We start from the raw sequence: 25,784 nt of genomic DNA, 5'->3' as shown, positions 1-25,784 counted from the left end.
CGCCTCGTCGGATGACTGGCTCGATTTGTTATGCTTATTTTCCGGCTGCGATCGCGCTTAGGAGTCTACCATGCTCAACTTGACGAATCTGCGAGAGTCGTTGTGCGGGGTCATCAGCGATATTCATGGCAAGGGTTGGGCACCGGGCACGGGCGGCAATTTTAGTGTCGTTTTGCAACCCCAGCCTTTAACCCTGCTGATGTCGCCTAGCGGCGTAGATAAAGGTCAGGTGCGGGCAAGCGACTTGATCGAAGTCAATGCCCAAGGTGAGGTGATTGCCGGAGCAGGCAAAGCCTCTGCCGAAACTCAACTACATTTGGCTATTGTCCAAACTACCGGGGCTGGCGCTGTGCTTCATGGTCACTCGGTGTTTAATACCCTGCTGTCGCGACATTTTGAGGCTCAAGGCAAACTTGCGATCGCAGGCTATGAAATGCTGAAGGGGCTAAACGGTATGACCACACACGCCGCCACGGTAGATCTGCCGATTTTCTCTAATCACCAGGATATGGTTTACCTGGCTCAGCAAGTGATGCCGCAGTTAGCCAGTGCCCCCTATGGCTTTTTACTGGCAGGTCATGGTTTATATGCCTGGGGCAGCACCCTCTTTGAAGCCCGCCGCCATTTAGAGATTTGGGAGTTTCTGCTCGAAGTTACCTACCGAGAACTGACGCTCAACCCACTCAAGTCTGTTTAACCCTGACCGCTTAAGCCAGTACCTATATCAAACTCACTTAAACTATGGCAATTCTGACTATTCCAGCCGAAAACCGTACGCTCACCGAGCCGCTAGCGATCAAAAACTATCTGGCCGAAATTGACATTGGTTATGCCCGCTGGCAACCCGATCAGCCCTTGCCGGAAACCGCGACGGCTGAAGCAGTGCTAGCCGCTTATGATGACGAAATCACCGTCTTAAAGCAAAGCGGCGGCTATGTAACGGCTGATGTCATCGACATTAAGCCTGATACGCCGAATTTAGAAGCCATGCTAGACAAGTTCAGAAAAGAGCATTGGCACGACGAAGACGAAGTCCGCTTTACCCTGGCAGGCCGAGGGCTTTTTCACATCAATCCCGAAGATCGCCCTGTGGTTTGTGTAGAAGTCGAACCTGGCGATCTGCTGCTAGTGCCTCGGGGGACGCGCCACTGGTTTGATCTGTGCCGCGATCGCCGTATTCGCGCTATCCGCCTATTCCAAGATCCTAACGGCTGGGCACCTCACTACACTGACAGCCAGAAAGAACAGCAATATCAGCCGCTGTGCTTTAGTGCCTAGCCGTTGGGTCGGGCGTTGGCCGCTGCTCTGAGAGCGGCTACAGGGGTGCCGTCTGATAGGGTAATTAAAAGACCGCTAGCAAAGGCCAGGTTCAGACGGTGCCGACTATTCTTAAAGCGTTAAGCCTTAAATGACTTACTATCCAACCGATTCAATCGATGTCATCTTGCTAGACATCGAAGGGACAACCACGCCAGTGTCTTACGTCTTCGAAACCCTGTTTCCCTTTGCGCGCGACCAGGTGGCCGCTTATCTCAAAACGCATGGCGCTGAAGCGGCTGTGCAAGATGATTTAGCCCTGCTGCGCCAGGAATACGCCGCTGAGCCAACGAGCGGTGCTGCGGTGCCTGCTTGGCCAGAAAATACGCCTGAAGCGGCTGTGCCCTACATTCATTACCTGATTGCCTGCGATCGCAAGTCTACAGCGCTCAAATCTCTACAGGGTAAAATTTGGGCCAAAGGCTATACGGCGGGTCAGCTACAGTCTCAGATATTTGCAGATGTGAAACCAGCCTTTAAGCGGTGGACACAGCTGGGCAAACGCCTTTACATTTTCTCGTCCGGTAGCGTCCAGGCTCAAAGACAGCTTTTTGGCTCGACTGAAGTGGGTGATCTGACCCCCTATCTCAGCGGCTACTTTGATACGCGCACTGGCCCTAAAAAAGAAGCTGACAGCTACCGCAAAATTGCCGCTCAAATTGGGCGGGTGCCCGAACGCATTTTGTTTATTTCTGATGTTGTAGCCGAGCTGCGGGCGGCGCAGCAAGCGGGTATGCATACGCTGTTTTCGTCTCGTCCCGGCAACCACAGCAACCACTCAGAAGGCTTTAAACTGATTACTTCGTTCGAGTCGGTTTAGGCTCAGCCTTGGTGCCAACTTGAAAGAATGCGGCTAAGAGCCGTGTCTTCGACCCCATTGCAATTTGTTAGCCTTTTTTGCCTATGACGGCTGAGCCAATTTCACCTGCGATCGCGCTGCCTGCTGAATCCGCCGCTGCTTGGCACGGTCAGTTGCAGCTAAGCTTTGGCCGTCAGGCTGAAAAAACAACCCCGATTCAGGTGCAGGCTACAGCCCCGCTCAAATTGCAGCGTCCGTTTTATCCCGAAGGGGATCTTTGCCACAGCGTTATTGTTCACACGGCGGGCGGTATGGTAGGGGGCGATCGCTTAACCCTTAACCTACAGCTCCAATCCCTCAGTCAGGCTTTAGTGACGACGGCGGCGGCTAACAAGGTCTATCGCAGCAGCGGTCTTACCACTCACCAGCAAGTCTGTCTTCGGCTAGCGCCTCAAACGTGCTTAGAATGGCTACCGCAAGAAACCATTGTTTTTAATCAGGCTCGGTACCAGCAAAACAGCCGCATTGAGCTGGCTCCGGGCGCTGTGTGGTTGGGGTGGGAAATTACCCGTTTTGGTCGCAGCGCCAGCGGTGAGCAGTTTTTAGCTGGCTCCTGGCGATCGCAGTTGGAAGTGTGGCAGCAAGACCAACCCCTCTGGATTGATCGGCAGTCTTTATCAGGCGGGTCAGCAGCGCTACAAAGCCCTCACGGACTAGGGGGCTACCCGGTTATTGGCAGCTTGGCCTTGCTGGGCTATGCCGTTTCTGAGCCGCAGCTAGCGACTTTGCGGCAGAGTTGGCGACCCGAAACGGGCGATACGGGCATTACAGCGCTGATGCAGGGGGTACTCTGTCGCTACCGGGGGCCTTCGAGTCAGGCGGCACGAGCCTGGTTTGTCGCCCTTTGGCAGATACTGCGTCCCTGGTATTTAGGTCGAGCGGTCTGTATGCCGCGCGTTTGGGGGCGCTAGCTCAGGCGGCAGGGGAGTGTGCCAGAGAAAATCAGCGATCGCTCGTTCGGTTTCTACCGCCAAGTCAGTAGCCGGATTGAGCAACACCGTTTGCTGTTGAATGTCAGAACCCAAGCGCCGCTGCACCCGATCGGGAATGCCAAAGTTGTAAACCAGGTGCCCCTGCCCCGCCAGCACCAGGACGGGACGATGGTGGGTTTGGTAAAACTGGGCGATCGCTGCGGCCATGGTTTCATCCCAAAGAATTTGCACCGTAAAAAAGCGATCGAACCCCTGTGCGGCTCCTAATCCTTGATGAATCTCTTTGTAGAGAGCCTGCATGAGCTGACGATACGGGGGTGGGCCTAGCTCCCAGTCGGCAGCCGCAGGGACGTAGCGTAAGTCGTCAGGTTGAAGCGCCTGTGGCCCCTTTAAAGCGACTCGCTCAGTCACTTCGGCGGGCGCTGTCAACGCCACCAGGGGAATTTGATGGGTTTGAGCAAAGTGCAAAATAGGGGCGTAATACTGCCAGGGATAGTGCCAACGGCTGTCGTACTCGCTTTGCTGGCGCAGGGTGGCAGCGTCAATCTCGCCTGCCAGGTAGCGATCAAGGACTGGTTGAAAGGGGCGTTGAAACATTTCCAACCCCAGCGCCAAGTGAGGATTGGCCTGATACAGAGCCGTCAAAATGGCTAGCTCAGCCAGGTGATCAGCGGCGCGAGTATGGGTTTCTCCCAAATACACCACCTCCGCAGCAGCCAGTTCCGCCACAAAAGAGTCGGCGGCATAGGGTTCCCCCGCTGCCGTTTCAATCCTGGCCTCTACCTCGATTAAAAAGGGCAATGCTTGAGCGATCGCGGGGGGCGTCATCACCAGCCAAACCACCAGCACCGCGATCCAGCCACGTCCTATCATTAGCCTGACTCCTGCCGTCTCGTTAGTGTAGCGCTAGGGGAGCAACCCGCTTCACTTAGGCACCTCATCCGCGATTTTCACCCCTACTGCTGCCAAATTCACCGCATAGCCAGCCACGGCTAAATAGGTGGCTGTGGCGATCGCGGCAACGGCACGAGTCAGCCTACCCAGGCGATCGCGAAAAATTCGCCCCGCCAGATGAGCCGGAATCACGCCCCACCCCGTTTCCTCCGCTACCAAAATGACCTGCGCTTCGGTATTTTGCAAGCTTTGAATAAAGGCTTGCTGCACAATAGACCATTCAGCGTCGGGCAGTTCTAGGCAGTTAGTAATCCAGGTGCCCAACGAATCGATCAGCAAACACTCGGTTGCTTGAGCCGCTTCTAAAACGTCGAGCAAGGCAATGGGCACCTCTCGCAGTTGCCAGTCAGCAGGGCGTCGCTGCTGGTGCTGCTGTAGCCGGGTTTGCCAATCAGCATCTTCTGGGTAGTTTTGGGCGGTGGCGACATAGATCACCTGTTTTTGGGCTTGGTGGGCTAAGGTTTCGGCCCATTCGCTTTTACCGGATCGGGTTGGCCCGGTGACTAAAATAATCTGGCTCATTGGCAAGCGTGAGGTCACTGTTCTATTCGAACACGATAAAGCCAGATGACGCCCCTCTGCTGATAAAACACCCTTCAACAGCGATCGCCAGCCGACGTTGCCAACAAATCTTCAGACTTTTCTAAATCCCCGTTTATTGAGAAAGTGAAAGATGGACTGTTGATTGAAAAGCGATGACCAAAACTGCGTGGGTATTTCCGGGGCAAGGTTCCCAAAAAATTGGAATGGGGGTTGATCTTGCGGCTCGCCCAGAAGCCACCGCCAAGCTAGATCAGGCTCAAGAGATTCTGGGATGGTCGGTATTGGATATTTGCCAGAGTGAAGACGACAAAGTCTCTAATACCTTCTACACCCAACCCTGCCTATACGTGATCGAAAGCATCCTAGCCGATCTCCTCATGGCTCAAGGGCAACAGCCAGACCTCGTCGCAGGGCATAGCTTAGGGGAATATGCCGCCCTGTATGCCGCAGGTGTTTTTGATTTTACGGCGGGCGTTCATCTGGTGAAGCGACGCGGTGAGCTGATGTCGCAAGCTTCAGAAGGGGCGATGGCGGCTCTAATGGGGTTTGATCGATCTGAGCTAGACGATCAAATTGCTGCAACTGCAGGGGTTGTGTTAGCCAATGACAACAACCCAGGGCAAGTGGTGATTTCGGGAACCACTGTTGCAGTAGAAACGATTATGCAAACTGTAAAAACGAAGCGAGCCGTCAAGCTCAATGTCAGTGGTGCTTTTCACTCGCCGTTAATGGCACCTGCGGCCAGAGAATTTCAGGAGGTGTTAGCGGCTGTTGAGTTCAAAGACGCCCGAATGCCCGTTTTATCTAACGTAGAACCGACTCCTAGTACCGATGCTGCAACCCTAAAGCAGCGGCTCTCTCAGCAAATGACGGGTTCGGTACGCTGGCGCGAAATTTCGCTGTACTTGCCTGAAGCCGGAGTTGAGCAGGTCGTTGAAGTAGGGCCAGGAAATGTTTTGACGGGTTTGATTAAACGCACCTGTAAAGGCTTGCAGTTAGAAAATATCAGCAGTGCAGCACAAATTTTGTAGGGGCCAGTAGCGCCACCGCGCGGTGACGCTACTGCAAGCCATGCCCAAACCCAATATCGCCTTTTTCACTCCGCATTAAAACATGGGCAGAACTCGCGAACCGATTGCTAGCCTTGCGCTCTATCACTTGTTTAAATGGTTGGTTGTCAGCCCGGTACTGCACGCTTACTTTCGCGGTCGCATCTACGGGGCCGATCAGGTTCCTGCTGAGGGGCCGCTGATTGTTGTTGCCAATCATGCTAGCGACTTTGACCCTCCCATTTTGTCGAACTGTGTGCGACGCCCCGTTTCTTATATGGCAAAAGAGGAGTTGTTTAAGGTACCTGTTTTGAGTCAGGCGATTCGGCTATACGGGGCTTACCCGGTGAAGCGAGGATCTGCCGATCGCAGTGCCATTCGAGCCGCTTTGCAGCAGCTTGAGCAGGGTTGGGCGGTTGGCGTATTTTTGCAAGGAACCCGGACGCCCGATGGCCGGATTTCTGCGCCCAAGCTAGGGGCTGCTCTGATTGCTGCCAAGGCACAGGTGCCTTTACTGCCTGTGAGCCTCTGGGGCACCCACCGCATTTTGGCTAAAGGTCGTCGATTGCCGCGTCCGGTGCCGCTGACCATTCGCATTGGCTCAGTGATTGCGCCACCGCTCACAACCGATCGCGAACACCTGCAGGCGGTGACTCAGCAATGTACCGAGGCTATTCATCAACTTCATAACTTAGGCCGTTAGCTGCTTGGATAATTTGCTGAACCCATGACCCAGGATTTAAAACTCGAACTAGCTGAAATGGTTGCCCCTGCCCTCTGGAGCGATTTGATTCCCCATGCTAAACGAGATGCCATTGTAGTAGTTACCCCGCAAATGGATTTGGTTGAGGTGGGGGTAGCGATCGCGACGGATGATGTCGCCGCTGTCCAACGCTGGATTGGTGAACAGTTGATTGCCAAACCCACGCCAGAGCAGCTTACTGATTGGAATGCTGACGCTCGTAAACAGTTAAAAACGCTAATTATTCAGCCTTATGTCTTAGTCCAAGACAGTCTTGTCATTGCTGGTGAAGCCCCAGATAATTAGCGGCATGAACCAGAATGATCCTTTCAAAAGTTGGTGGCAGCGCTTTGACAATCTGGCGCTGTTTCGTTTTTTATTGCTGTTTGGCTGTGGCTGGGCGCTGATTGAGCTGCTGCACTACTTCGAAATAGTAGTCGTAGTGTTTACCTCGTCAACCATTCTGGCCTTTTTGCTCAATCATCCTGTGCAATGGCTCAAGCGGTTTCTGCCTCATGGGTTGGCAGTGACGGTTGTGTTTCTGGTGGCTTTGGTGATTATTTTGGGGATCATTGGCACCATGGGGCTGGCAGTTCTTTCGCAAGGGCAAAAGCTGCTAGAAACAACGGCTGAGTTTCTCAGTTCGCTAACGCCGCTGATGCAGCGGATAGAAGCTATCCTACAGGCTCGCGATTTGGGGGTCGATCTCGAAGCCTTAGGAGAGCAGTTTAGAGAACAGGCGATCGCCCTTTTTGGTACCGGGTTAGCTTTGTTACAAGGAGTTTTGGCCAACTTTATCAACGCTATTTTGATTGTGGTGGTGGCCTTTTTTATGCTGCTAGATGGCGCTCGCATTTGGAACTGGGTGGTTAAGGCTTTGCCATCGCACCAGCGGCAAACCTTTACCCAGGTGGTGCGGCAAAGTCTGCTGGGGTTCTTTTGGGGGCGGCTACTGCTGTCTATCTTTTTTGGGATTTCGACGCTGATTGCGTTCTGGCTGATGAAGGTGCCATTTGCCCTGGTTTTAGCGGTGATTGCTGGATTGTTTGATCTAATTCCGGGAATTGGGGCGACGCTAGGAATTGGTTTAGTAGCGCTGCTGCTGCTGTCTCAAAGTGTTTGGCTGGCGGTCAAAATAATTATTGTGTGTGTTTTGCTGCAACAGGTAGAAGAAAATGTCTTGCTCCCCCATGTGATGAGTGATTCGCTCAATATCAATCCGGTGGTGATGTTTTTTGCCCTGATTGTAGGCGCGAGGGTAGCAGGCTTGTTGGGGGTCTTTTTGTCTATTCCGATCGCGGCTATTGTGGTGAGCCTGCTAGAAATTGATGAAATGAAAAGCCGCGCCCAGTTTGAAGCCGCTAACGAAGCATCATCTGAGTCCTGAACACGGTAATCTGATGGCGTATGCTCTGTCTAGTTAGCCGCCTATGCGATCGCAGCCTGATCCTATCCCGCCCCAGATGACGCAGTTGCATTTTTTTAAATCCCCCAAAGCTTGGCTCTATGCCCTGTGGAAATTCTCGCGACCCCATACCGTCATTGGTACCAGCCTCAGCGTTTGGGGTTTGTTTGCTATTGCCTGGGCGAGTACACCTGAGTTGAGCGGGGTAGGGCTGTTGCCGCCCCCGCTATGGGCTTGGCTGGCTTGTCTAGGGGGCAATGTTTACATTGTGGGGCTGAACCAGATTGAAGATATTGCCATCGATCGCATCAACAAGCCCCATTTGCCGCTCGCTTCTGGAGAATTTTCACGACGGCAGGGCTTTAGAATTGTGGCTTTTTGTGGGGCACTGGCGATCGCCGTTGCCTTGAGCCAAGGGCCGTTTTTGCTGGCGACGGTCGGCATCAGCCTGCTGATTGGCACCGCCTACTCGTTGCCGCCAATTCGGCTCAAGCGTTTTCCTTTTTGGGCTTCGTTTTGTATTTTGGCGGTGCGGGGCGCGGTGGTCAATTTGGGGCTGTATCTCCACTACGGCGATCGCTTTAACCTCGGCTTGGCAGTGCCAGCGCGGGTATGGGCTTTGACGCTGTTTATTTTGGTGTTTAGCTTTGCCATTGCCATTTTCAAAGATATTCCTGACATTGAAGGCGATCGCCGCTATAACATCACCACGTTTACGGTGCAGCTTGGGCAAAAAGCGGTGTTTGATCTGGCTCGTTGGGTACTGACGCTGTGCTATGGCGGCTTAATTTTGGCAGGGCCGCTGCTGAATCAGGTCAACGGTTGGTTTTTAAGCCTGACTCATCTCGCCGCGATCGCCCTCTTTTGGTTTCTCAGTTGGCGGGTCGTGTGGCCGGGGCGCAGCACGGGCATGTCTTACCCCGACTTTTACCAGTTCATCTGGAAGCTGTTTTTTGTTGAATATTTGCTGTTTCCCCTGGCCTGCTGGCTCTAAGATTTTGTCAAGCTGATTGAACGGCTAAAAAACTACCCAGTCACACCCAATACGCTAGTTCGTCGTCAGCTTCAAAAGACAAAGAGACTGATCAACCCCACCGACCACACGATCAAACCCAGCAAAAAGTTGAACTCTGCCAACACCCAAAGTTTGCCTGAGCGATCGCGGTAAATCGGCAATAGGGGACAAATGGCTGGGGCTGAAGGCGGTAAATCCTGGCGGTCAATTGGGTGCTTAACGCTTCCAGCCGAAAAGACAAAGACGATCGCCTGTCCGGTTATCTGCCACAAAGCGGTCAAGCCGCCTATCAGCAGCGTGCAAATGATCACTTCCCAAACAAAAGCGAACAGTATCCAACCGATCAGTTCCCCCAACCCTTCTAGCATTACCTGTTTTCACTCGCTGAGGCATCTCACCCGCTATGACATTGCGCCCTTTCCATCTGGCTTTTCCGGTTCACAGTTTAGAGGCCACCCAACATTTTTACGAAACGATTTTGGGTTGCCCAATCGGTCGGCAAACAGAGACTTGGATAGATTTTAACTTCTTCGGCCATCAGCTTACGGCTCACCTTAGCCCTGCCCCAGCTGAGGGCGTCGCCACTAACGCGGTAGACAACCACGCGGTACCTGTGCGCCACTGGGGCGTGATTTTAACCATGGCAGACTGGCAAGCGCTGGCCGAGCGACTCAAGCAGCACTCGGTTGAGTTTGTGATTGAGCCGTATATCCGCTTTCAAGGAGAGGTCGGAGAGCAGGCGACGATGTTTTTTCTTGATCCGAGCGGCAATGCCCTGGAGTTTAAGGCTTTTCAGCAAGACACTCGTATTTTTGCCAAAGCAGGCGATCGCCCTCAAGTAAGCTGAGTTCCTTCGGGTTGGGACTGAGGCGCTGCGCTCAGAGCCGCTTCAAAGGTTTTATCCCAGATAGACCATCCCCTAAACCTTCCTAAATCCCCTTGGGAAAAGGGGACTTCAAGGCTAACTTTCTTTTTTAGGGCTATAGGCTTTAAGCAGGGGGTTGATAGCGCCACAGACCCAGCGACAAATTCTCAGTTGAGATTTTCTCTAAGCGGTTGTCAAGCCAGAGATACAACCCACCTAGATAATTGTCGAAGCGTTTGAAATGAACTTGATTTAGCCAACCATAGAGGGGATAAACTTGAACTAGCTCAAACCCAAGCTGGGGCAAAAAGTTTTGATACGTGCTTAAGCAGCGGGCTTGCACATGAGGAGCCACTAAGCGATCGCCCTCAGCCCCCAACCAATCGGTAAACAGCAAAAGCCCACCTGGTTTTAGACTGTTCGCAATATTTTTGCAAGCTTGCTCAAAGCGCTGCGGTTCCACAATGTGATAGATCACATCCCACATATTAACCAGATCAAAAGCGCTACCCTGGAGGCTATACGCTGGCTCGGTAATATCTTGCGTATAAAATTCACCTGCATAGGTTTGCCGCAGTCTGTCTACGCTGACCTCAGTGATATCTAACCCGCAAACCTTAGCGCCCTGTTCCAAATACCACTTCACAAAAAAGCCTGTACCGCAGCCAATATCTAATACCGCTTTGCCAGCAAGGTCTACCTCAGCTAGACAAGCTTCAATACAGCGCTTTTTTCTTTGATACAGCCGCTGGTTGTAGGCTTCACTAAAGCCAATGTGCCCCACACTTTGCAACGAAAAGCGATCGCTCAAGCGTTGTTCCCAAAACTGCTTAGGCTGATAGTCTGTAGTCATGCGGTTGGCTTAACCTGGTTATCGGTGAAGGCTGTGATGGCAGTAGCGATGATCGAGACGGGCATTGTCAGGAATGTTACAAGGTTCTCGCCAATAGCGGGGAATGTGGGCTAAAACGGCATCGTCAGCATGTTGAATCGGCTTCCAGCAGACATGGCAGGTGGCATTGCGATCAAGCAGCTCTTGCTTGCGGGCTTTGGAAAAAGCCGCCGGAGTATCAATCGGATCTAAGCCAATCAACCCTTGTAAGCGCTGCCGCCAGGTATCGGCTCGATATTGAATCCGCTCTGGCTTATCGGTACTGCTGCTAATGTATTCCGAAAATTTAGCATCGCTAGTCATCAGGTCAAGAAATTCTTCTCGCACGCGATCGCAAATCGGCAAAATTTGCTCTTTGCTGTAATAGCTAAAGGTATAAAGCAGCGTATCCCAGAGCGCCACATTAAATCGGCTACCTTCCCAAGTGCCATTGGCATCTTTGGCGCTACCTGGCTTGTAGCGTCGAAACGCATTCTCACCAAAAACGGCATAAGCCATTTCAATCGACTTTTCAAATACCCATTTCATTTCTGCCAAATTGCGCGGGCTGAGGTTGCGGTGCTGCTCCATCTCAGCATTAAGAAAGCGCTTCATCGGACCTTTGTATTTCAGATGAGTGTTGCGCCACATGGCGAAGAAACGCAAAATCAACTGCCGATCGGCCATACGAGTATGGGGCTGGTCTGAGTTCATGATTTTGAGCATGTACTCATTGGCAACCAGTTCTCGTAGCAATTCATTGTAATTACCGCGATAAACGCAGTTGCGAACCTCTTGGTCATTCAGCTTTTCAGCTCCCAAGTTGAGGCGTTCAAAGACCTCAAACTTCACATCTGGGTCAGAGTCTTCTTCGATCACAATTAGCCGCAGGATAAAGTTCAAAATACTTTCCTGCAGATCCATGTCTAAATCGTTGAAGGTCTTACGATTGAGTTCGGTTAAGACCTGTAACCCTGATAGCTTAAAATCATTGCCCCCCGGAAACTGACCATTGACGAAAGCGCAAATGCTGGTTAGTCGCTGCTGACCATCCACGACCGAATAGGTGCGGTTGCGCTCTTCAGCCACATAGATCACCGGAATCGGAATTTCCAGCAGTAGTGACTCAATCAAGCGGCTGGCTCGACTGGTCGGCCAAACAAAATTACGCTGAAAGTCAGGCTGCAAGTTGAGCTTGCCACGATTGACCCAGCTAACCAGGGTTTCAACGGGTAAATCTTGTTTGTCCGTCTTGACGCGCCGCTTTTCAGGAGGAATCTCAAACGGAGCATCGTCTTCAGTTTCTTCAATAATCAGATCGAGCGGTCGGCGAGTCGTTTCTTCAGGGAAAATCTGGGTGTCTTGCATGACGGACGCTTTGTCCTTTGGGATTCAGGACTATCAATACGATAAAGGGTAGCGTACTAAACCTGAAGTCAGAAAGTTCATTTGAGGATAATGGCGAAAATATCCTCAAATGCGGCTGCAACTTTGAAGCGCTCCTGTTTAGAGCGCCCAAGCGTTGTCTACGGATCTGGCAGCGACCCCGCTGCCTCATTGCCTCCCTCTATTAGCCACTTTTCTAACATCTCAGCCAGGGCTTGAGGGGTAATGGGTTTAGCCAGATAATCATTCATGCCTGCTTCTAGGCACTTTTCTTTGTCGCCTTTCATGGCGTTGGCTGTCATGGCGATGATAGTGACACTTTGATTGTGCTGCCCAGCTATGCCTGCTCGAATCTGGCGGCTAGCCTCATAGCCATCCATTTCAGGCATCTGGCAGTCCATTAAAACCAGCGTGTAAAGATTATCGGCGGGCGCTTGCTCTAACGCACTAAGTGCTTCAAAGCCATTAAAGACCAGGTCTACTTCCAATCCCAGTCTTTTGAGCAAACGCTTAACCACCATCTGGTTAACCCGGTTGTCTTCTGCTAATAACATCCGCGTTTGGGGTGGCCAGTGATATGTGGTTTTGACTGCTTGCTGAGTTCGCTGCTTTGACAGAGCCGCTAGCGATGTCTGGGCAGCGGTTGTATAGAGGGGCGTTGCCCCGTCGGGTCTTACCAGGGATAGGGCGTCTAGCAGATCAGACGGGGTAATGGGTTTGGTGAGGTAAGCGCTAAAGCCGAGGTCGTTAAAGCGCTGAGCGCTATTGCGATGACTGATGGAGGTCATCATAACCAGAGGGATAGTCTGAAAGCGAGGATCGGCCTGTAACCGCTTGCCTAGCTCGGCTCCATCCATATCGGGTATTTGCATATCTAGCAGGGCGATATCAAAAGGAGGTTTGCTAGCATCGCTGCTCTGGCTGAGTTGGGCTGCACATAGGGCTAGCGCATCAGGGCCGTTGGCTGCTTCTAAAACGTTGGCTCCCCAATTTTGTAACTGACGGCACAGAACTTCGCGGTTAATGGCGTTGTGATCGACCACTAGCAGCGTTAGGGTAGGCAGGTGGGCTAGCGGAGAAGCAGGTTGCGGCTGTTCGCTAGGCTGGAGGATGGCGGTGAATTCAAAACGGCTACCGTTGCCGGGTTCACTATAGACGGCAATGCTGCCTCCCATTAATTCGCAGAGCTTTTGAGTAATGGCCAGTCCTAACCCCGTACCTCCATATTTGCGGGTGGTGCTGGCATCAACTTGGGTGAAGGGAGCAAACAAACTGGCAATTTTGTCGGGCGGAATACCAATGCCTGTATCGCTCACTGAGCCAACGAACCTGAGCGTATCGCCTTCGGCTGCTAGACGGCACCGAATGACAATTTCGCCCTGCTCGGTAAACTTGATGGCGTTGTCTACCAGGTTGGTGAATATTTGTCGCAGCCGTCCCGGATCGCCTTTGACTAAGGGCTGCTGGATACCGCGTAGATCTAGCACCAGTTCTAAATCTTTTTCTTGTGCCTTTAAGGCCATTGCTTTGGCTAAGTCGCCTAAGTGCTGGTGCAGGTCGAAGTCTAGAATTTCTAGTTCTAGCTTGCCAGCGTCAATTTTGGAGAAATCCAGAATGTCTTTGAGCAGCGTGAGCAAAGATTCGGCACTGGATTGGGCAATACTGGCCTGGAAGCGTTGATCTTGGTTGAGGTCGGTATCTTGCAACAGGCTTAACATGCCAATGACACCATTCATTGGTGTGCGAATTTCGTGGCTCATGCGGGCAAGAAATTCGCTTTTGGCGCGAGCGGCGGCTTCGGCGGCTTCTTTGGCTTGAATTAGGTCTTGTTCGGCTTGCTTGCGATCGCTAATATCTCTGACAAAGGCAAATTTGTACTCTTCGCCGTAGAGATTGAGGTAGTTAACGCTAATTTCAACCGGATAAATGCGCCCATCTCTAGACTGGTGGCGAGATTCCATCGTAAAAGTGCGGTGCTGCCTGAATTCTTGCCAGTGTTCTGACCAACCACCAGGGAAAAAGTCAGGATCAATATCGAAAACGCTTAACGACAGCAGTTCTTCTCGGCTATAGCCCAACATTGAACAAGCCGCTTCATTGACATAATAAAAGCTGCCATCTGGCCGTACCCAAAAAACACCTTCAGCCGCTAAATCAATGGCTGATTGCGTCATGGTCAAGACCTTTTCGGCTGCCTTGCGATCGTTAATGTTGCGGCAAACACAAATGAGCAGTCCGTCTTCGGTCAGCGTTAAAGATAAGCCTTCGGCAAAAGGAGAACCATCTTTGCGGAGCGCGATCGCCTCACCTTGCCAAGCGCGATCGCGCTCTAGTTGGGGAAACACTTCTCGTTCAAACCGTCTGGCTTCTTCGGCAGAATACAAAAGCTTCCAGGATTGACCGACGAGATCTTCTGCCTTTTCATAGCCGAAGAGATCTAGGTGAGCCTGGTTCATGTAGAGGTAGGTGTCTCCTTGGAGAATGGCAATGCCATCCACCGCCGCTTCGATGGTGGCCAGTTGTTGTCTCATTGAGACTTCAGCCGCTTTGAGGTTGGTGATGTCATAGTTAATGCCAATCATCCGCTGCGGTTCCCCTTCTGGGTTCCGTTGCACTAGGGCATTGGCTTTAATAAATCGAATCGTGCCATCAGGGTGAATCACCCGAAATTCGGTGTCGTAATCGGCTTCTCCCCGTAGCGCTTGCTGCGAGATTTGTTCGGCCTTTGCCCGCTCATCGGGGTGTAAGCTGTTAAACCAAGCGTCATAGACACTGGTGAACGCCTCTGGCTCAATGCCATAGAGTTCATACATCCGTTTATCCCACACCAGGCTGTTTTGGCTGATATCCCAATCCCAAATGCCAATCCCTGCAGACTCCACTGCCAAATTGAGCCGCGTCGATAGCTGACGGAGATGATCTTCAGCCTGCTTGCGATCGCTAATATCTCTAACGAAAGCAAAGTTAAATTCTTCGCCGTTGAGTAAAAGGTAGTTGACCCCAACTTCAACCGGATAGATCCGCCCATCTTTAGTCTGATGCTGGGTTTCTAAAATAAAGGTGCGCTGCTGCTGAATGGCTTGCCAGTGTTCAATCCAGCGCTCTGGAGACATGCTGGGATCAATGTCAATGACCGACAAATTAAGTAATTCTGATTTGGTATAGCCCAGCATTGAGCAAGCGGCTTCGTTGACATAGTAAAAACTGCTATCTGGTCGAATCCAAAAAACGCCCTCGGCGGCTAAATCTACCGCCGATTGGGTCATAGTCAGCGCTTTGGTACGTTCTTCGACCTTGGCTTCTAGGGCTTGATTGAGTTGCTCTAGCAGCGTACTGGCTCGCTGGCGTTCGAGTTCGGCGGCAGCCCGAGCTGCAAACACCTGCAAAATTTGCTCGGCTCTTTGCGGGTCTTGAATGGGTGCTTGATTGAGAATGCACAGTGTGCCAATCGCTTCACCTTCGGTATCGCGCAAGGCAATACCCAGATAACTTTCGACACCTAGGGCTGCTAAGTCTAAATGTTCGGTCGGGAAGCGCTGCTGAACGGCTTGCTGACAGTAAAAAATGCCTTCTTCTAAGGTGCGCTCACAAGGGGTCGTGTGGGGCAAATAGGAGAAACCCGGTTGCAAAGCGCCATTGGCCCAAAATGCCAGGGTATGAAGTACGCCATCTGTTTGGCTTGCAACAACGGCATAAGAAACATTCAAGGCTTCGGCAATGTGGCTAACTAAAGCAGGGAAAAAGTCTTGTCCGGTTGTAGCGGCTGTGCCAGCAATCAAATTTTGGAGCTGGCGCTCTGCTTGCTTGCGATCGCTTAAATCGATGTCTACACAGTACATTTCGGGTTCGCCAGCGGTATTGGTCAGCATGATGTGGCTGGAGAAGACTGCTACTTGGGAGCCGTCTTGGCGAAGAAGATTGAGTTCACTGGCTGGGATGGGCTGACCTGTTTCTAGCCAGTTGTTGACAGCATCGATCACTGCCTGCCGCATTTCTGGCGGAATAATCAGATCTTCTAGCTGCCGACCAATGGCCTCACGCTTGGGATAGCCATAAAGCGCCTCGCTAGCTTCGTTCCAGTAAATGACTTGGCGGTGGCGATTGTAGCCTTGAACGGCAATTTTTGGCGTCGATTCAAACAGTTGGCGAAAGCGTTGTTCACTTTCTTCTAAAGCGGCTTCGGCTTGCTTGCGATCGCTAATATCGGTAATCGTGCCGACATAGCCCATCACCTGTCCAGTGGCATTTCGTTCGGCTACGAATTGACCATACACCCAAACAACGGTGCCATCGGGACGCTGAAAGCGATATTCAAGCTGAAAGGGACGGTGACTGCGGACAGCCTGCTCCCATTCGGCAACAACCCGATCGCGATCGCTGGCGTGCAATCCCTGCTGCCACCCGCCTCTGGCCGTTGCTTCTGGCGTCAGTCCGGTAATCTGGCAGTAACGATCGTTGATATAGGTACAGTAGCCCGTGATATCAGCTCGAAAAATACCCACTGGTGCCGCCGCCGCCAGCGAAGCATAGCGCTGTTCGCTTTCTCGCAGTCGGGCTTCGGTGCGCTGCCGTTCTACTAACTCAATCTGGGCTTTTTCGTAAGCGATCGCCTGCTGAATGGCAATCGATACCTGAATGGATAGCTGTCTGACCAAGCCAATTTCGTCGCTTTGCCACTGCCGGGGAGTACTGCGGTGGCTAGCAAGCAGTAGCCCCCAAAGCTGATCTTCAACCAAAATCGGCACCATCAGCTTAGCCCGAATGTCGAAGCTCAGCAGCATTTCCTGGTGGCAGATGGTGATGGCTTCGTTGTAGATGTCGTTGACGACGCGAATGCGACCCTGGCGATAAGGTTCTATCCACTCTGCCGATACACAGGGGTCATGGACTTCGCTGTTGAGAACAGAACGACTGGTACCCAAAATAGATTCAGCTACGACGGTGCCGCTAAAGTCAGGCCGCAACTCATAGATGATGACGCGATCGCACTGAAGGAACGAGCAAATTTCCTGCACAGCCGTATCTAAAATCACCTGCAGGTTCAACGACGAACTGATTTGCGTCGCAATCTGGGTAACTAGACGCTCTCGACTAGCTAGGGCTTCGAGTTCTCTGGTGCGCTCATTGACTCTTTGTTCAAGAGAAGCGTTGAAGGTTTGCAGAGATTGATAGAGTTCTGCTTGCTGCAAAGCGATCGCTAGCTGCACGGCTAGTTGTTGCAACAAGCGAACGTTACTAGCTTGCCAGTCTCTAGGGGCAGAACACTGATGGGCGATGAGCAGTCCCCAAAGCGGTTGAGCCTGATTGTTGGTCAACAAAATAGGGACGACCAGATTGGCTCGTACCTGAAAGCGCTCTAGTAGTTGCAGATGACAGGTCGTAAGGTCAGCCTTGTAAACATCAGAAACGGCAAACACTTTGCCATCTCGATAGCTGCCGCCTTGGTTTGCCTGAAAGCAGGTATCAGCAATTTGCACCTGCAAACAGGGTGTCCAGGGAGGACTCACCGCTTCTGCCACAATGGTGCCACTCATATCGGGGGCAAATCGGTAAATAATGACCCGATCGGCGGCTAGAAAGGTCTGCACTTCTTGAACAATGGCGGTTGCAATCTCTTCTAGCCCCAGGTACTGCCGAACGCGCAAACTAATCTCGGCAATGACGGCTTCTTGCTGTTGCGATCGCGCTAAGGCTTGAGCAGATGCGATTTGGCGCAGGCTTTCATCGGTGACTAATCCTGCTAGCTGGTTTTGCTCGTCTAGCAGGGGTAAATGTCGAATCTTGTGCTGCTGCAGCAGGTCAATTGCCGCAAACAAATCGGTAAAGGCCGATTCGCGCAGCGTCACGACTGGCTGGGTCATTACCTGGCGGATGGCTAAACCGTCGAGGGGTTGCTGTTGCGCTACCAAACGCACCACATCTGGCTCAGTCAGAATCCCAATGACCTGTCTGTTTTCTACGACTAAAACGCAGCTCGATGGCGCTGCTGCGTTCTGCTGTGGTTGGAGATCTTGATCAACCTCTGAATGCTGAAGGGGGCGAGGAGAAACAGGCTGATGCGAATGGACGCCGCTCATTTGGGCGATCGCGTTTCTTACCGTGGTATCCGGTGAAACAACCAAGGGATCACGAACAATGGCAGACCTAAGTTCTACTAAAGGAGAAAGCCGTGGCACGAGGGATTATAAGTTTATTTTATAGCAGGCGATTATGTTATCCCAATTCAGTGTACGGGCTGCGAAAGCCGGACTGCGTAAAGCTGCGAATTTATAAGAATATTTTCATCGTTCCCTTTAGCTTAGACAATTTTCTTTAAACACAAAAGCTTTATGTTTTCTAAAAGCTAGACCGTTCGATATGGCGGTAGCCACAAGCGTTGTATCAATTCTCGATTTGGGATTTTCGATTTTGAATTGAACAGTCTTTGCTCTGCATATGTTTCGTCATTCTCATCTGTACCTTTCTTTTGAAGAATCGGTATTAAACCCCTGCAATTGCTGAAAAGCGTTGACAGCAAAACTTTCCTGCTGCCATCAGCCTGCTGCCTTTAGCGATGCTGCTGTCCGGCTCAGGCAATCGTCCTATTGCCCAATACGAGCTGGCGGCTTCGCTTTCCGGAACATGTTGGCAAACTGCTCAAGCGTATCCCGACAATGCAAATCAATTGTTTTAATCCGCTAGACGAATGCGATCGCCGCTGAGATCAGTACGATACGTCCAGGTTTTGTCGGTTTCGCGATCAGGAGAAACTTGAATCAGCCAGCCTTCTACTAAGGCTTGTGTACATAGCTCGTCGGGTTCGGCTAGCCCTAAACAACCATCGGGCCAGGTTTCGCGGCTGTAGCGAACAACGGATAGTTCGGCTAGGGGAACGTTGCTAGCCGCAGCGGTAGTTTCTAAAACCTGGTTGATTAACGCATCAGGTGGGCTAGTAGATGTAGGCGTCATGTCAGGTTGCACGGCGGGCGGCGTCGCATTACCTGCGAGATCCGTCGTAGGCGGACAGGCGATCGCCTGTCTGCCCGCTACATAGCCCAAGCCAAAGACGATAATGCCAATACCAATCAAAATCAGTTGTTGTAGCGCTTTTGCAGGTGCCATTTGTCTAGGTCAGTTGCTATCACTCGTTGCAAAATGAGATAAAAGACTGGCTTTTGCCAGCGACATTGCCTAGCAACCAGCTTCCTATTTGCCAAGGGCAGGCAGTGCCGCAAAATCGACGGGGCGATCGACGGGGAGGCTTTTTCTAGACTAGCTATTTCTCTGCAGATGCGCTCAGACCGTTACAGAAATAGTTACGATCGAAATCGCGCCGCTCCGGCTGCAGCCAAACTGACCAGGCCAATCGCAATCCAGGCTCGCAGGGATAGGGTTTCACCCAAAACCCACCAACCAGCGATCGCCGCCGCAACGGGTTCTAAGCTCAGCAGTACGCCAAATGTTTTAATCGGCAGCGATCGCAGGGCAATCAGTTCAAACGAATAGGGCACCACTGACGACAGCAGCGCCACCCCCAAACCCAACAAAAGCGCTGGCGGTTGTAGGAGAGCTGCGCCTTCTGTTGCCACCCCTAGCGGCAGCAAAACCAAGGTAGCGATCGCCATCGCCCACGTCAAGCCGTCAATTCCCGGAATGGCTCGCCCCGTCCGAGCCGACAAGAGAATATAAGCAGCCCAAAAGACCCCTGCTAAAAGGGCTAAAGCCATACCCAGCAGATCAACTTCAAAGCCCTGAATCGGTGCTAGCAAGAGAATCCCCGCCCCCGCTAGCATCACCCAAAGCCCATCAATCCAGCGTCTAGAATTGGCGATCGCCACCCCCAACGGCCCCAAAAACTCTAGCGCAACCCCGATGCCAATGGGCACCCGATTGATCGCTTCATAGAATGACCAATTCATCAGAGCCAGCGAAAGGCCAAACGCCACTAGCAGCCAGAGATGGGTGCGCACCAGCGCCTGCCAGCGAGGTCGCCACAGCAAAAACAAAATCACGGCAGCAAAACCTACCCGCAACAGCACCATTCCCGTGGGGCCAATTTGCTGAAAAAGTGACTTGGCCAAAGCTGAGCCAATCTGGGTTGAGCCAATTGAGCATAGCACCAGCCCCAAGGGCGGTACCGAAAGCCGAGATGCAATCTGCTTCATGCGTTTGGGCGCTTGACAAATAAACTGTTCAAAAAGTTTGGCACATGTCTTAACGGGGGGCGTTTATCAGCGCGTTCTCGGCCAAAAATGGCTTAGCAAACAACCCGATTTTCGCTAGGCAAAAGATTCAAAACGTATAAAAAAGATGAATTGTCGCAAAACGTATTTTTATACCTTGACAAAAGAAATGTTTACCGGAAATTTTGTTAACGTCATCAGCCGCTAGTCAAGGTTATGCAGGATACTATTTTTGTCCAAAGACTCAACACTAATAGGACAAAGAGGTGATTCCAATGCACACCTATGAAGTATTTGTTGACATTTGTGAATGCCAGAGTTTGGCTGATACGAGCTGCCGCTTTTTAGAAGAGCGCTATCGGATCAGTGCGAACTCCAGAAACCAAGCTCAGTATAATGCGTTGAGCCGCGCCGAGGCTGCCCACCCTAAGGCGACGGAGTATGACGTTAGGGTCACCCGGGTGCTGGCCTGACATTGCCTTAGCGATATCTAGTCAGCAGTGATAGCTGTAATGCCTTAAAGCTAAAACACTCAATAGTGGCTGAAAGCTTCTGATAGAAACATTTTCTTCTGCCCTCAGCCTTTAGCTATATACCTGTATCACTGTCCTGAAAATATTTTGTTTAAGCGCAAAGGCGCGGCAGAGGCCGCGCCTTTGCGCTTTGTAGCCATGCCTGTAGCGTTAGGCCGGGGTAACTTCAGAGCGTTTTTGCAAAAGCCGGACGATGGCGGCTTTTTCTAAAAGTCCCAACAAGCTGCGATCTGCGCTCAAAACGACCAGTTCCGATACTCGTTTTTCTTCAAATACCTTGAGAACCTCTAACAAAGGCTGATCGGCGCTAACTTCCGCGTCACGTTCAACTGATTGCAAGCGATCGCCTACTGTCACCGTTTCCCAATCTTCTCTAGCAACGTCTTGCAGCACAGAAACCGAAAGGGTACCGACTAGCTGATCGGCTTCGTTGACTACTAAAAACTTGCGCCAGCGCTTATCGGTGGTTAAAACCGCTGCGTCGGCAAACTGACGTAGCGTGGCTGACTGCGACACAATGGGGCTATCTGCCGTCACTGCATCTGCTGCGGTAAGGCCATCAAGCTGTTCCTGCACATCAGCAAATTGAGCGGAGCGGTTGGCATTTTGCAGCAAAAAGAAGCCGATCAAAATCGTCCAAACGCTGCCAAACTGGCTGACGCCTAAAACTGCTAGCACACCGATAGCAATAGCGACCCAACCAAAAAACTGGCCGACGCGGCTAGCAAAGCCCACGCCTTTGTAGGGATTGCCCGTAATCTTCCAAACCAGTGCCTTGAGTACATTACCGCCATCTAACGGCAACCCAGGAATAAGATTAAACAGCGCCAGCACCAGGTTGAGATAGGCCAGTAAGCTCAAAATGGCGGCAATCGGGCCGCTAATGGGCAGCACCGTGTTAATTACGGTCAAAAGTGCAAACAGAACCAGGCTAACAACGGGGCCAGCGATCGCTACCCAAAAGGCATTTCCGGGTGAATCTGACTCTTTTTCTAAAGCTGCTAAGCCGCCGAAAAGAAATAGCGTAATTGAGCGTACTTTAATGCCCTGGCGAATAGCGGCAAAACTGTGACCTAATTCGTGGGCTAATACAGAAGCAAACAGCAGCAGAGCTGCCCCCAAACCCAAAACCCAGGGGGCTAACCCCGTAAGGGAGTCAAACTCGTAAGCTAGACCGCTGCCGTAGCTCCAGGTAACCAGCGCTAAAACGAAAAACCAGGATGTGTTGATGTAAAAGGGAATACCGAACAAATTGCCCGCACGTATACTGCCATTCATGGGCACCTCTCAGAAATCTACAGGGCGATCGCAGTTCTAAACAATTCTAAGCAGTTTTAAACCGCTGCAAGGCAAAGTTAGAAGTACGCTCTCCCTTCATTACAGCTTCGATCGTAACAAAATGTAAATCGGCTCTCAGCTAGAAAACCGCTCTTTTCGGTTCGGATAGCCCCTCTATCGCGGGGTAGAGATAGCTCGTGGGCTGTGCCCCTTAGCTTGGGGTTAACCCGTACCAGGGGTTAATTGAACCGCTCTAGCCAGCCCCGCATTTTACCGGGGTTGAGCAATCCGTAGGGATCGACCTCGGCTTTGAAATTGACCTGATCGAGATCCACGGTTTTGCGACCCCCGTCTTCCAAAATATACGTGTGAGGATTGGCAATAAAAGCGCCTTTGGCCTCGTGGTAGCGAATAATTTCATTAAGTCGGGCTTCGCTGGTGTAGCGCACCAGTTGGAGCGCTGCCGCAATTACCTTACCCTCAACCCGGAAAAATTCTAAATGCATGAGCGCTTCGTCGCCAAACTGGTTGAGCATGTGTTCTACCAGCGTTAGCTCAGGATCGTAGGGAAATAGCGTTTGTAGGTAGGTAAAGCCAGGATCAACGCTGCGGGCGTGTAAGGTAGTGTGGTTCCAGGTAAATTCGGCGATCGCGGTACCTTTGCCCGCTTCAGCCGCAAGCTTGCGATAGGTAATTTCGGCACCCCAAGCCTTCACTAGGGCTTCAAACAATTCTAGAGATGGCTCTGCCACCATCAGCAAAGCGGCATGTTTACCCGTCGGCAAATAGGGCTTGAGCGACTGAAAATAGCTGGGAATAGGCCATGCCTGAATGCTGATGAGCTTTTTCACCAGTCCGTCTGCTTCTCCCAAGGCTTGCCCAAATCTGGCGGCATGCATAAAGTCGTCAAAGACGACAATCACTTCTGCCCAAGCATAAGCAGGCCCTAACGGAATTTCTAGCTCGGTGATAATGCCGTTGGTGCCATAGGCGTGTAGAACCTTTTGCACGTCATCGCCCCGCAGCGTCAGCACCCGTGGCTGGTCTTCTAAAGTCACCACCCGCACGGCGTTGAGGTTGCCGCGATCGCGCAGTTGCCCGTAGGTGATTGAGCCAATACCGCCGCTGCCGCCGCCAATAAAGCCGCCAATGGTAGCAGTGCGATAGGTAGAAGGATACATGCGCAGCTCCCAGCCAGACGCCCGCGTTACTTTGTCGATGGCAGCGAGTTTAGCCCCGGCTTCTACACAAGCCATACCGGGCTTAACCCACTTCACCTGGTTAAGACGGCTCAAATCCAGCACTACACCACCTGCCAGCGGAATACACTGTCCGTAGTTGCCCGTTCCGGCTCCGCGCAGGGTAACGGGCAGTTGCCTTTCTACACAGACTTGAGCCACCTGCAAGACTTCTGCTTCTGACTGGGGGCGGACAACAATGTCGGCCACTTTGTCGGCTAGCTGCTTTTGTAAGACTGGGCTGAAGTGGTAATAGTCTTTGGAAAGCTTTTCTAACTGATTGCGATCGCGGATGACTTCAATGTCGCCTAAAGCGGTGCTGAAGGTGTCCCAGTTGGTGGCTGTGGTCATGAGTGGCTAGGTAAGAAGAAGTAATCGGATAAAACGTTGGTCGGATCAATTGCGCTGAAAAAGGCATACGAGCAGCTTAAGCCGCGATCGCGGCTAAAAGATGGCTAGACTCGGTCACGAAGCCAAAAATTTGGTTGACGTTGTAAACCGTCGCCTGCAAACAAAAGCTGGGAGAAGTTGTCGCGGTACAGTCTTGCAGCAAAATACAGTCGTAGCCGAGAAAATTAGCGTCTTGTAAAGTGCAAAGCACGCACTGGTCAGCATTCACCCCAGCAAACAAAAGCGTTGTACGGCCTAAATTTTTGAGAATGCTATCAAGGGGGGTATCCCAAAATCCGCTCATGCGGTACTTATCCACCTGAATATCGGTGGGGGCGGGGGTAAGTTCGTCTACTACGGCTGCGGCCCAACTCCCCTTGGTGAGAACAGGGGCTTGGTTTTGGGGCAGAGGGTCACCTAAGCCAACACCTGTGCCAGTAGGGTTATACACATGGCGCAGCCCAGCACTGATGTTGAGCAAATCCGGTCGATTGCCCCAGTTGAGCCACAGAATGGGCACCTGGATTTGGCGAAGCTGGGGCAGCAAAGTTTGCAGCGGTGCAATCGGTTGCCGAGCTGGGGTAATATCCACGCCAATGTGGGCTAGCCAGCCGTCGGCATGGCAAAAGTCGTTTTGCATGTCTACCACCACACAGGCGGTTTTGTGCAAATCTAGCTTCAGCCGTTTGGTTTGGGTGGGGAGGCTAATCTCTTGCAGGGGTAAAGCTGGCCGGGTCAGGTCAGCCACTTCAGCGTTTACCCGCCAGGCTGTTGGCGGTATTCCCAGCGTGTGCAGTTCTGGCATAGTGGTAAGCGATCGCGTCGCTCAAATTTTACTGAAGCTCGGTGAGCAAGTCATCTAGTTCGGCATAGTCTGGCAAGGGGGTGTCAATGGCCTGTCCTTGGCGAATCACTAAGCGATCGCTTTGGGGTCTAGCCAGCAATTCGTTAAAGCTACGAGCTTTAAACAAGATTAAATCTGCCATTAGCCCAGGGGCTATGCGGCCACTGTGAGGCAAATTCATCAGTTCTCCTGGTAGCCGGGTGACTGCTAAGGGCCAATCAGCAAAAGGGCGATCGAGATGACCAATGCGAGCAGATTGGGTAAACACCTCCAGCATGTCGTGATCTCCATAGGCAAAAAACGGATCGCGGCAATTGTCGCTAGCTAGCATCACCGGGATGCCCTGCTGCTTTAACTCATGCAGGAGGGTAACCCCTCGGTAGCGCGGCGTTTGCTGCGGCTGCCGATCTTGCAGATAGAGATTGCACAGCGGTAAGCTCACAATCGAAATCCCTGTTTCTTTAACCCAGCGCATTGTTTCGGCAGCCACGTCGGCAGCCTGCACCGAAAGGCTACAGCAATGGGCACAGGTGACCGCAAGCTCAAAGCCATGCCGTTGCTTAGCCATGGCCACCCGCCGTAGCGTCATTTCTTGTGGATCTAAGCTTTCGTCAGTATGTAGATCAAGCTTTAAGCCTCGCTCTTTGGCTAAGCTAAACAGGCGATCGATTTGATGATCAATGTCTGGGTTCATGCGCAGCACGCCCCCCATCAACCCGCCCACCTCAGCCATCAAGTCTGCTAGCTTTTCACCAGCCGGGGTTTGGTAATAGTCTAAAGAAGCTAAACAAACGGCCTCTAGCGCCAGCCGCCCGTGCCAGTCATCTCGCAGCGCCTTAAAAACTTCGGTACTGATGAGTGCTTGCTCTTCAAAGGAGTCTAAATGAGTTCTGATAGCTTGAGTGCCGTGGGCATAGCTGCACTTCAGGCCAAACGTCATGCGGCGATAGACGTCTTCGGCATCCCAGTACTTTTCTCGATCTAGATTGACAACGGTAAGGGCGGTGTCAAAGGTGCCGTCTGGATTAGGTCTGCGCTCCCAGGTATGGCCTTTATCCAGATGAGTATGCACGTCAACAAAGCAGGGCCATACTAGCCCTTGCTGCCCGTTGACGGTGATAGCCTCAGGGGGTAACGGCTGGCCTGCTGGCTGTAAACGGGTAATGTGTTCACCCCTAATTTCAATATCAGCGGCTACTAAGTTTTCGGCGGCAGGCGGACAACGGGGTGAAGAGAGATTAGCCCAATCCGGCAGCGGCTCTAAAAAAAGACGGGGGATACGGACGTTAACTACCCAGTAGGAAGGGGCCTTGGGTAGAGAAACAAAAGAGTTCAAGGATGCTAACCTGCATGGATGAAGGGGCCTTTATTATTTTGGCAAAGCAAAAGCGGAAAAGCGAA

23 protein-coding genes are annotated in these 25,784 nt (G+C 51.9%); 11 read left to right on the top strand and 12 right to left on the bottom strand.

Annotation, left to right across the window (positions count from 1 at the left end; genetic code table 11):
- Positions 1-70 precede the first annotated feature (70 nt).
- From mtnB to ACTS3T_RS06470, 4 genes are all read left to right on the top strand, one after another.
- Positions 71-697, top strand: coding sequence for a methylthioribulose 1-phosphate dehydratase (gene mtnB, locus ACTS3T_RS06485; RefSeq protein WP_377962835.1), 627 nt, complete (start codon positions 71-73; stop codon positions 695-697).
- Positions 698-741: 44 nt separating this feature from the next.
- On the top strand, positions 742-1,278 hold the full coding sequence (locus tag ACTS3T_RS06480; RefSeq protein ID WP_377962833.1) for a 1,2-dihydroxy-3-keto-5-methylthiopentene dioxygenase: 537 nt from the start codon (positions 742-744) through the stop codon (positions 1,276-1,278).
- 130 nt (positions 1,279-1,408) lie between these two features.
- A complete protein-coding gene (gene mtnC, locus ACTS3T_RS06475; protein ID WP_377962831.1) occupies positions 1,409-2,137 on the top strand; it encodes an acireductone synthase in 729 nt (242 codons plus the stop codon).
- Between the two features lie 83 nt (positions 2,138-2,220).
- Positions 2,221-3,087, top strand: a complete 867-nt coding sequence (locus ACTS3T_RS06470; RefSeq protein ID WP_377962829.1) for an urease accessory protein UreD — start codon at positions 2,221-2,223, stop codon at positions 3,085-3,087.
- Here the strand turns inward: ACTS3T_RS06470 and ACTS3T_RS06465 are convergent.
- A complete protein-coding gene (locus ACTS3T_RS06465) occupies positions 3,046-3,981 on the bottom strand; it encodes a ChaN family lipoprotein (protein WP_377962828.1) in 936 nt (311 codons plus the stop codon). The genes ACTS3T_RS06470 and ACTS3T_RS06465 overlap by 42 nt on opposite strands.
- 51 nt (positions 3,982-4,032) lie before the next feature.
- Positions 4,033-4,602: a bifunctional adenosylcobinamide kinase/adenosylcobinamide-phosphate guanylyltransferase gene (gene cobU / locus ACTS3T_RS06460; RefSeq protein ID WP_462934858.1), complete on the bottom strand. Its 570-nt coding sequence runs from the start codon at positions 4,600-4,602 to the stop codon at positions 4,033-4,035.
- Positions 4,603-4,757: 155 nt separating this feature from the next.
- Between cobU and fabD the strand changes: the two genes are divergently transcribed.
- The 5 genes from fabD to ACTS3T_RS06435 all read left to right on the top strand — a co-directional run bounded on the left by fabD (position 4,758) and on the right by ACTS3T_RS06435 (position 8,795).
- The gene (fabD, locus tag ACTS3T_RS06455; RefSeq protein ID WP_377962824.1) at positions 4,758-5,636 is read left to right on the top strand and encodes an ACP S-malonyltransferase; all 879 of its coding nucleotides are present in this window, start codon (positions 4,758-4,760) and stop codon (positions 5,634-5,636) included.
- Between the two features lie 82 nt (positions 5,637-5,718).
- On the top strand, positions 5,719-6,357 hold the full coding sequence (locus tag ACTS3T_RS06450) for a lysophospholipid acyltransferase family protein (protein WP_377962822.1): 639 nt from the start codon (positions 5,719-5,721) through the stop codon (positions 6,355-6,357).
- A gap of 24 nt (positions 6,358-6,381) precedes the next feature.
- Positions 6,382-6,702 (top strand): DUF2288 domain-containing protein, encoded by a 321-nt coding sequence (locus ACTS3T_RS06445; RefSeq protein WP_377962820.1) that lies wholly within the window; start codon positions 6,382-6,384, stop codon positions 6,700-6,702.
- Between the two features lie 4 nt (positions 6,703-6,706).
- Entirely contained in the window at positions 6,707-7,783 is a 1,077-nt protein-coding gene (locus ACTS3T_RS06440) for an AI-2E family transporter (RefSeq protein ID WP_377962818.1), read from the top strand.
- Between the two features lie 76 nt (positions 7,784-7,859).
- Positions 7,860-8,795: a homogentisate phytyltransferase gene (locus ACTS3T_RS06435; protein ID WP_377962871.1), complete on the top strand. Its 936-nt coding sequence runs from the start codon at positions 7,860-7,862 to the stop codon at positions 8,793-8,795.
- Between the two features lie 71 nt (positions 8,796-8,866).
- On the opposite strand, the gene ACTS3T_RS06430 is transcribed toward ACTS3T_RS06435, so the two are convergent.
- A complete protein-coding gene (locus ACTS3T_RS06430; RefSeq protein ID WP_377962817.1) occupies positions 8,867-9,184 on the bottom strand; it encodes a hypothetical protein in 318 nt (105 codons plus the stop codon).
- Between the two features lie 35 nt (positions 9,185-9,219).
- On the opposite strand from ACTS3T_RS06430, the gene ACTS3T_RS06425 reads away from it, so the two are divergent.
- Positions 9,220-9,663 (top strand): VOC family protein, encoded by a 444-nt coding sequence (locus tag ACTS3T_RS06425; protein WP_377962815.1) that lies wholly within the window; start codon positions 9,220-9,222, stop codon positions 9,661-9,663.
- Positions 9,664-9,805: 142 nt separating this feature from the next.
- On the opposite strand, the gene ACTS3T_RS06420 is transcribed toward ACTS3T_RS06425, so the two are convergent.
- From ACTS3T_RS06420 to ACTS3T_RS06400, 5 genes are all read right to left on the bottom strand, one after another.
- The gene (locus tag ACTS3T_RS06420; RefSeq protein ID WP_377962813.1) at positions 9,806-10,534 is read right to left on the bottom strand and encodes a class I SAM-dependent methyltransferase; all 729 of its coding nucleotides are present in this window, start codon (positions 10,532-10,534) and stop codon (positions 9,806-9,808) included.
- 18 nt (positions 10,535-10,552) lie between these two features.
- Complete coding sequence (locus ACTS3T_RS06415; RefSeq protein ID WP_377962811.1) at positions 10,553-11,920, bottom strand: DUF262 domain-containing protein; 1,368 nt, start codon at positions 11,918-11,920, stop codon at positions 10,553-10,555.
- Between the two features lie 158 nt (positions 11,921-12,078).
- Positions 12,079-18,114 carry a PAS domain S-box protein gene (locus ACTS3T_RS06410; RefSeq protein ID WP_377962809.1) on the bottom strand — a complete coding sequence of 2,012 codons (6,036 nt, stop codon included), beginning with the start codon at positions 18,112-18,114 and terminating at the stop codon, positions 12,079-12,081.
- Positions 18,115-18,607: 493 nt separating this feature from the next.
- Positions 18,608-19,039, bottom strand: a complete 432-nt coding sequence (locus ACTS3T_RS06405; protein WP_377962807.1) for a hypothetical protein — start codon at positions 19,037-19,039, stop codon at positions 18,608-18,610.
- Between the two features lie 194 nt (positions 19,040-19,233).
- Positions 19,234-20,082 carry an EamA family transporter gene (locus tag ACTS3T_RS06400; protein WP_377962805.1) on the bottom strand — a complete coding sequence of 283 codons (849 nt, stop codon included), beginning with the start codon at positions 20,080-20,082 and terminating at the stop codon, positions 19,234-19,236.
- A gap of 293 nt (positions 20,083-20,375) precedes the next feature.
- Between ACTS3T_RS06400 and ACTS3T_RS06395 the strand changes: the two genes are divergently transcribed.
- Positions 20,376-20,573: a hypothetical protein gene (locus ACTS3T_RS06395; RefSeq protein ID WP_377962803.1), complete on the top strand. Its 198-nt coding sequence runs from the start codon at positions 20,376-20,378 to the stop codon at positions 20,571-20,573.
- A 210-nt stretch (positions 20,574-20,783) separates the two neighbouring features.
- On the opposite strand, the gene ACTS3T_RS06390 is transcribed toward ACTS3T_RS06395, so the two are convergent.
- The 4 genes from ACTS3T_RS06390 to ACTS3T_RS06375 all read right to left on the bottom strand — a co-directional run bounded on the left by ACTS3T_RS06390 (position 20,784) and on the right by ACTS3T_RS06375 (position 25,719).
- Entirely contained in the window at positions 20,784-21,911 is a 1,128-nt protein-coding gene (locus ACTS3T_RS06390; protein ID WP_377962801.1) for a site-2 protease family protein, read from the bottom strand.
- 239 nt (positions 21,912-22,150) lie between these two features.
- Entirely contained in the window at positions 22,151-23,500 is a 1,350-nt protein-coding gene (locus ACTS3T_RS06385) for an FAD-binding oxidoreductase (RefSeq protein WP_377962799.1), read from the bottom strand.
- A 76-nt stretch (positions 23,501-23,576) separates the two neighbouring features.
- On the bottom strand, positions 23,577-24,344 hold the full coding sequence (locus ACTS3T_RS06380) for a cysteine hydrolase family protein (RefSeq protein ID WP_377962797.1): 768 nt from the start codon (positions 24,342-24,344) through the stop codon (positions 23,577-23,579).
- Positions 24,345-24,372: 28 nt separating this feature from the next.
- A complete protein-coding gene (locus tag ACTS3T_RS06375; protein ID WP_462934857.1) occupies positions 24,373-25,719 on the bottom strand; it encodes a cytosine deaminase in 1,347 nt (448 codons plus the stop codon).
- Positions 25,720-25,784: the final 65 nt, after the last annotated feature.

The sequence above is a fragment of the Almyronema sp. genome (assembly GCF_052168255.1).
Classification (GTDB): domain Bacteria; phylum Cyanobacteriota; class Cyanobacteriia; order Phormidesmidales; family Phormidesmidaceae; genus Sphaerothrix; species Sphaerothrix epifaneia.
Note: the sequence above shows the minus strand (reverse complement) of the source record. Positions and strands in the feature narration are given on the sequence as shown.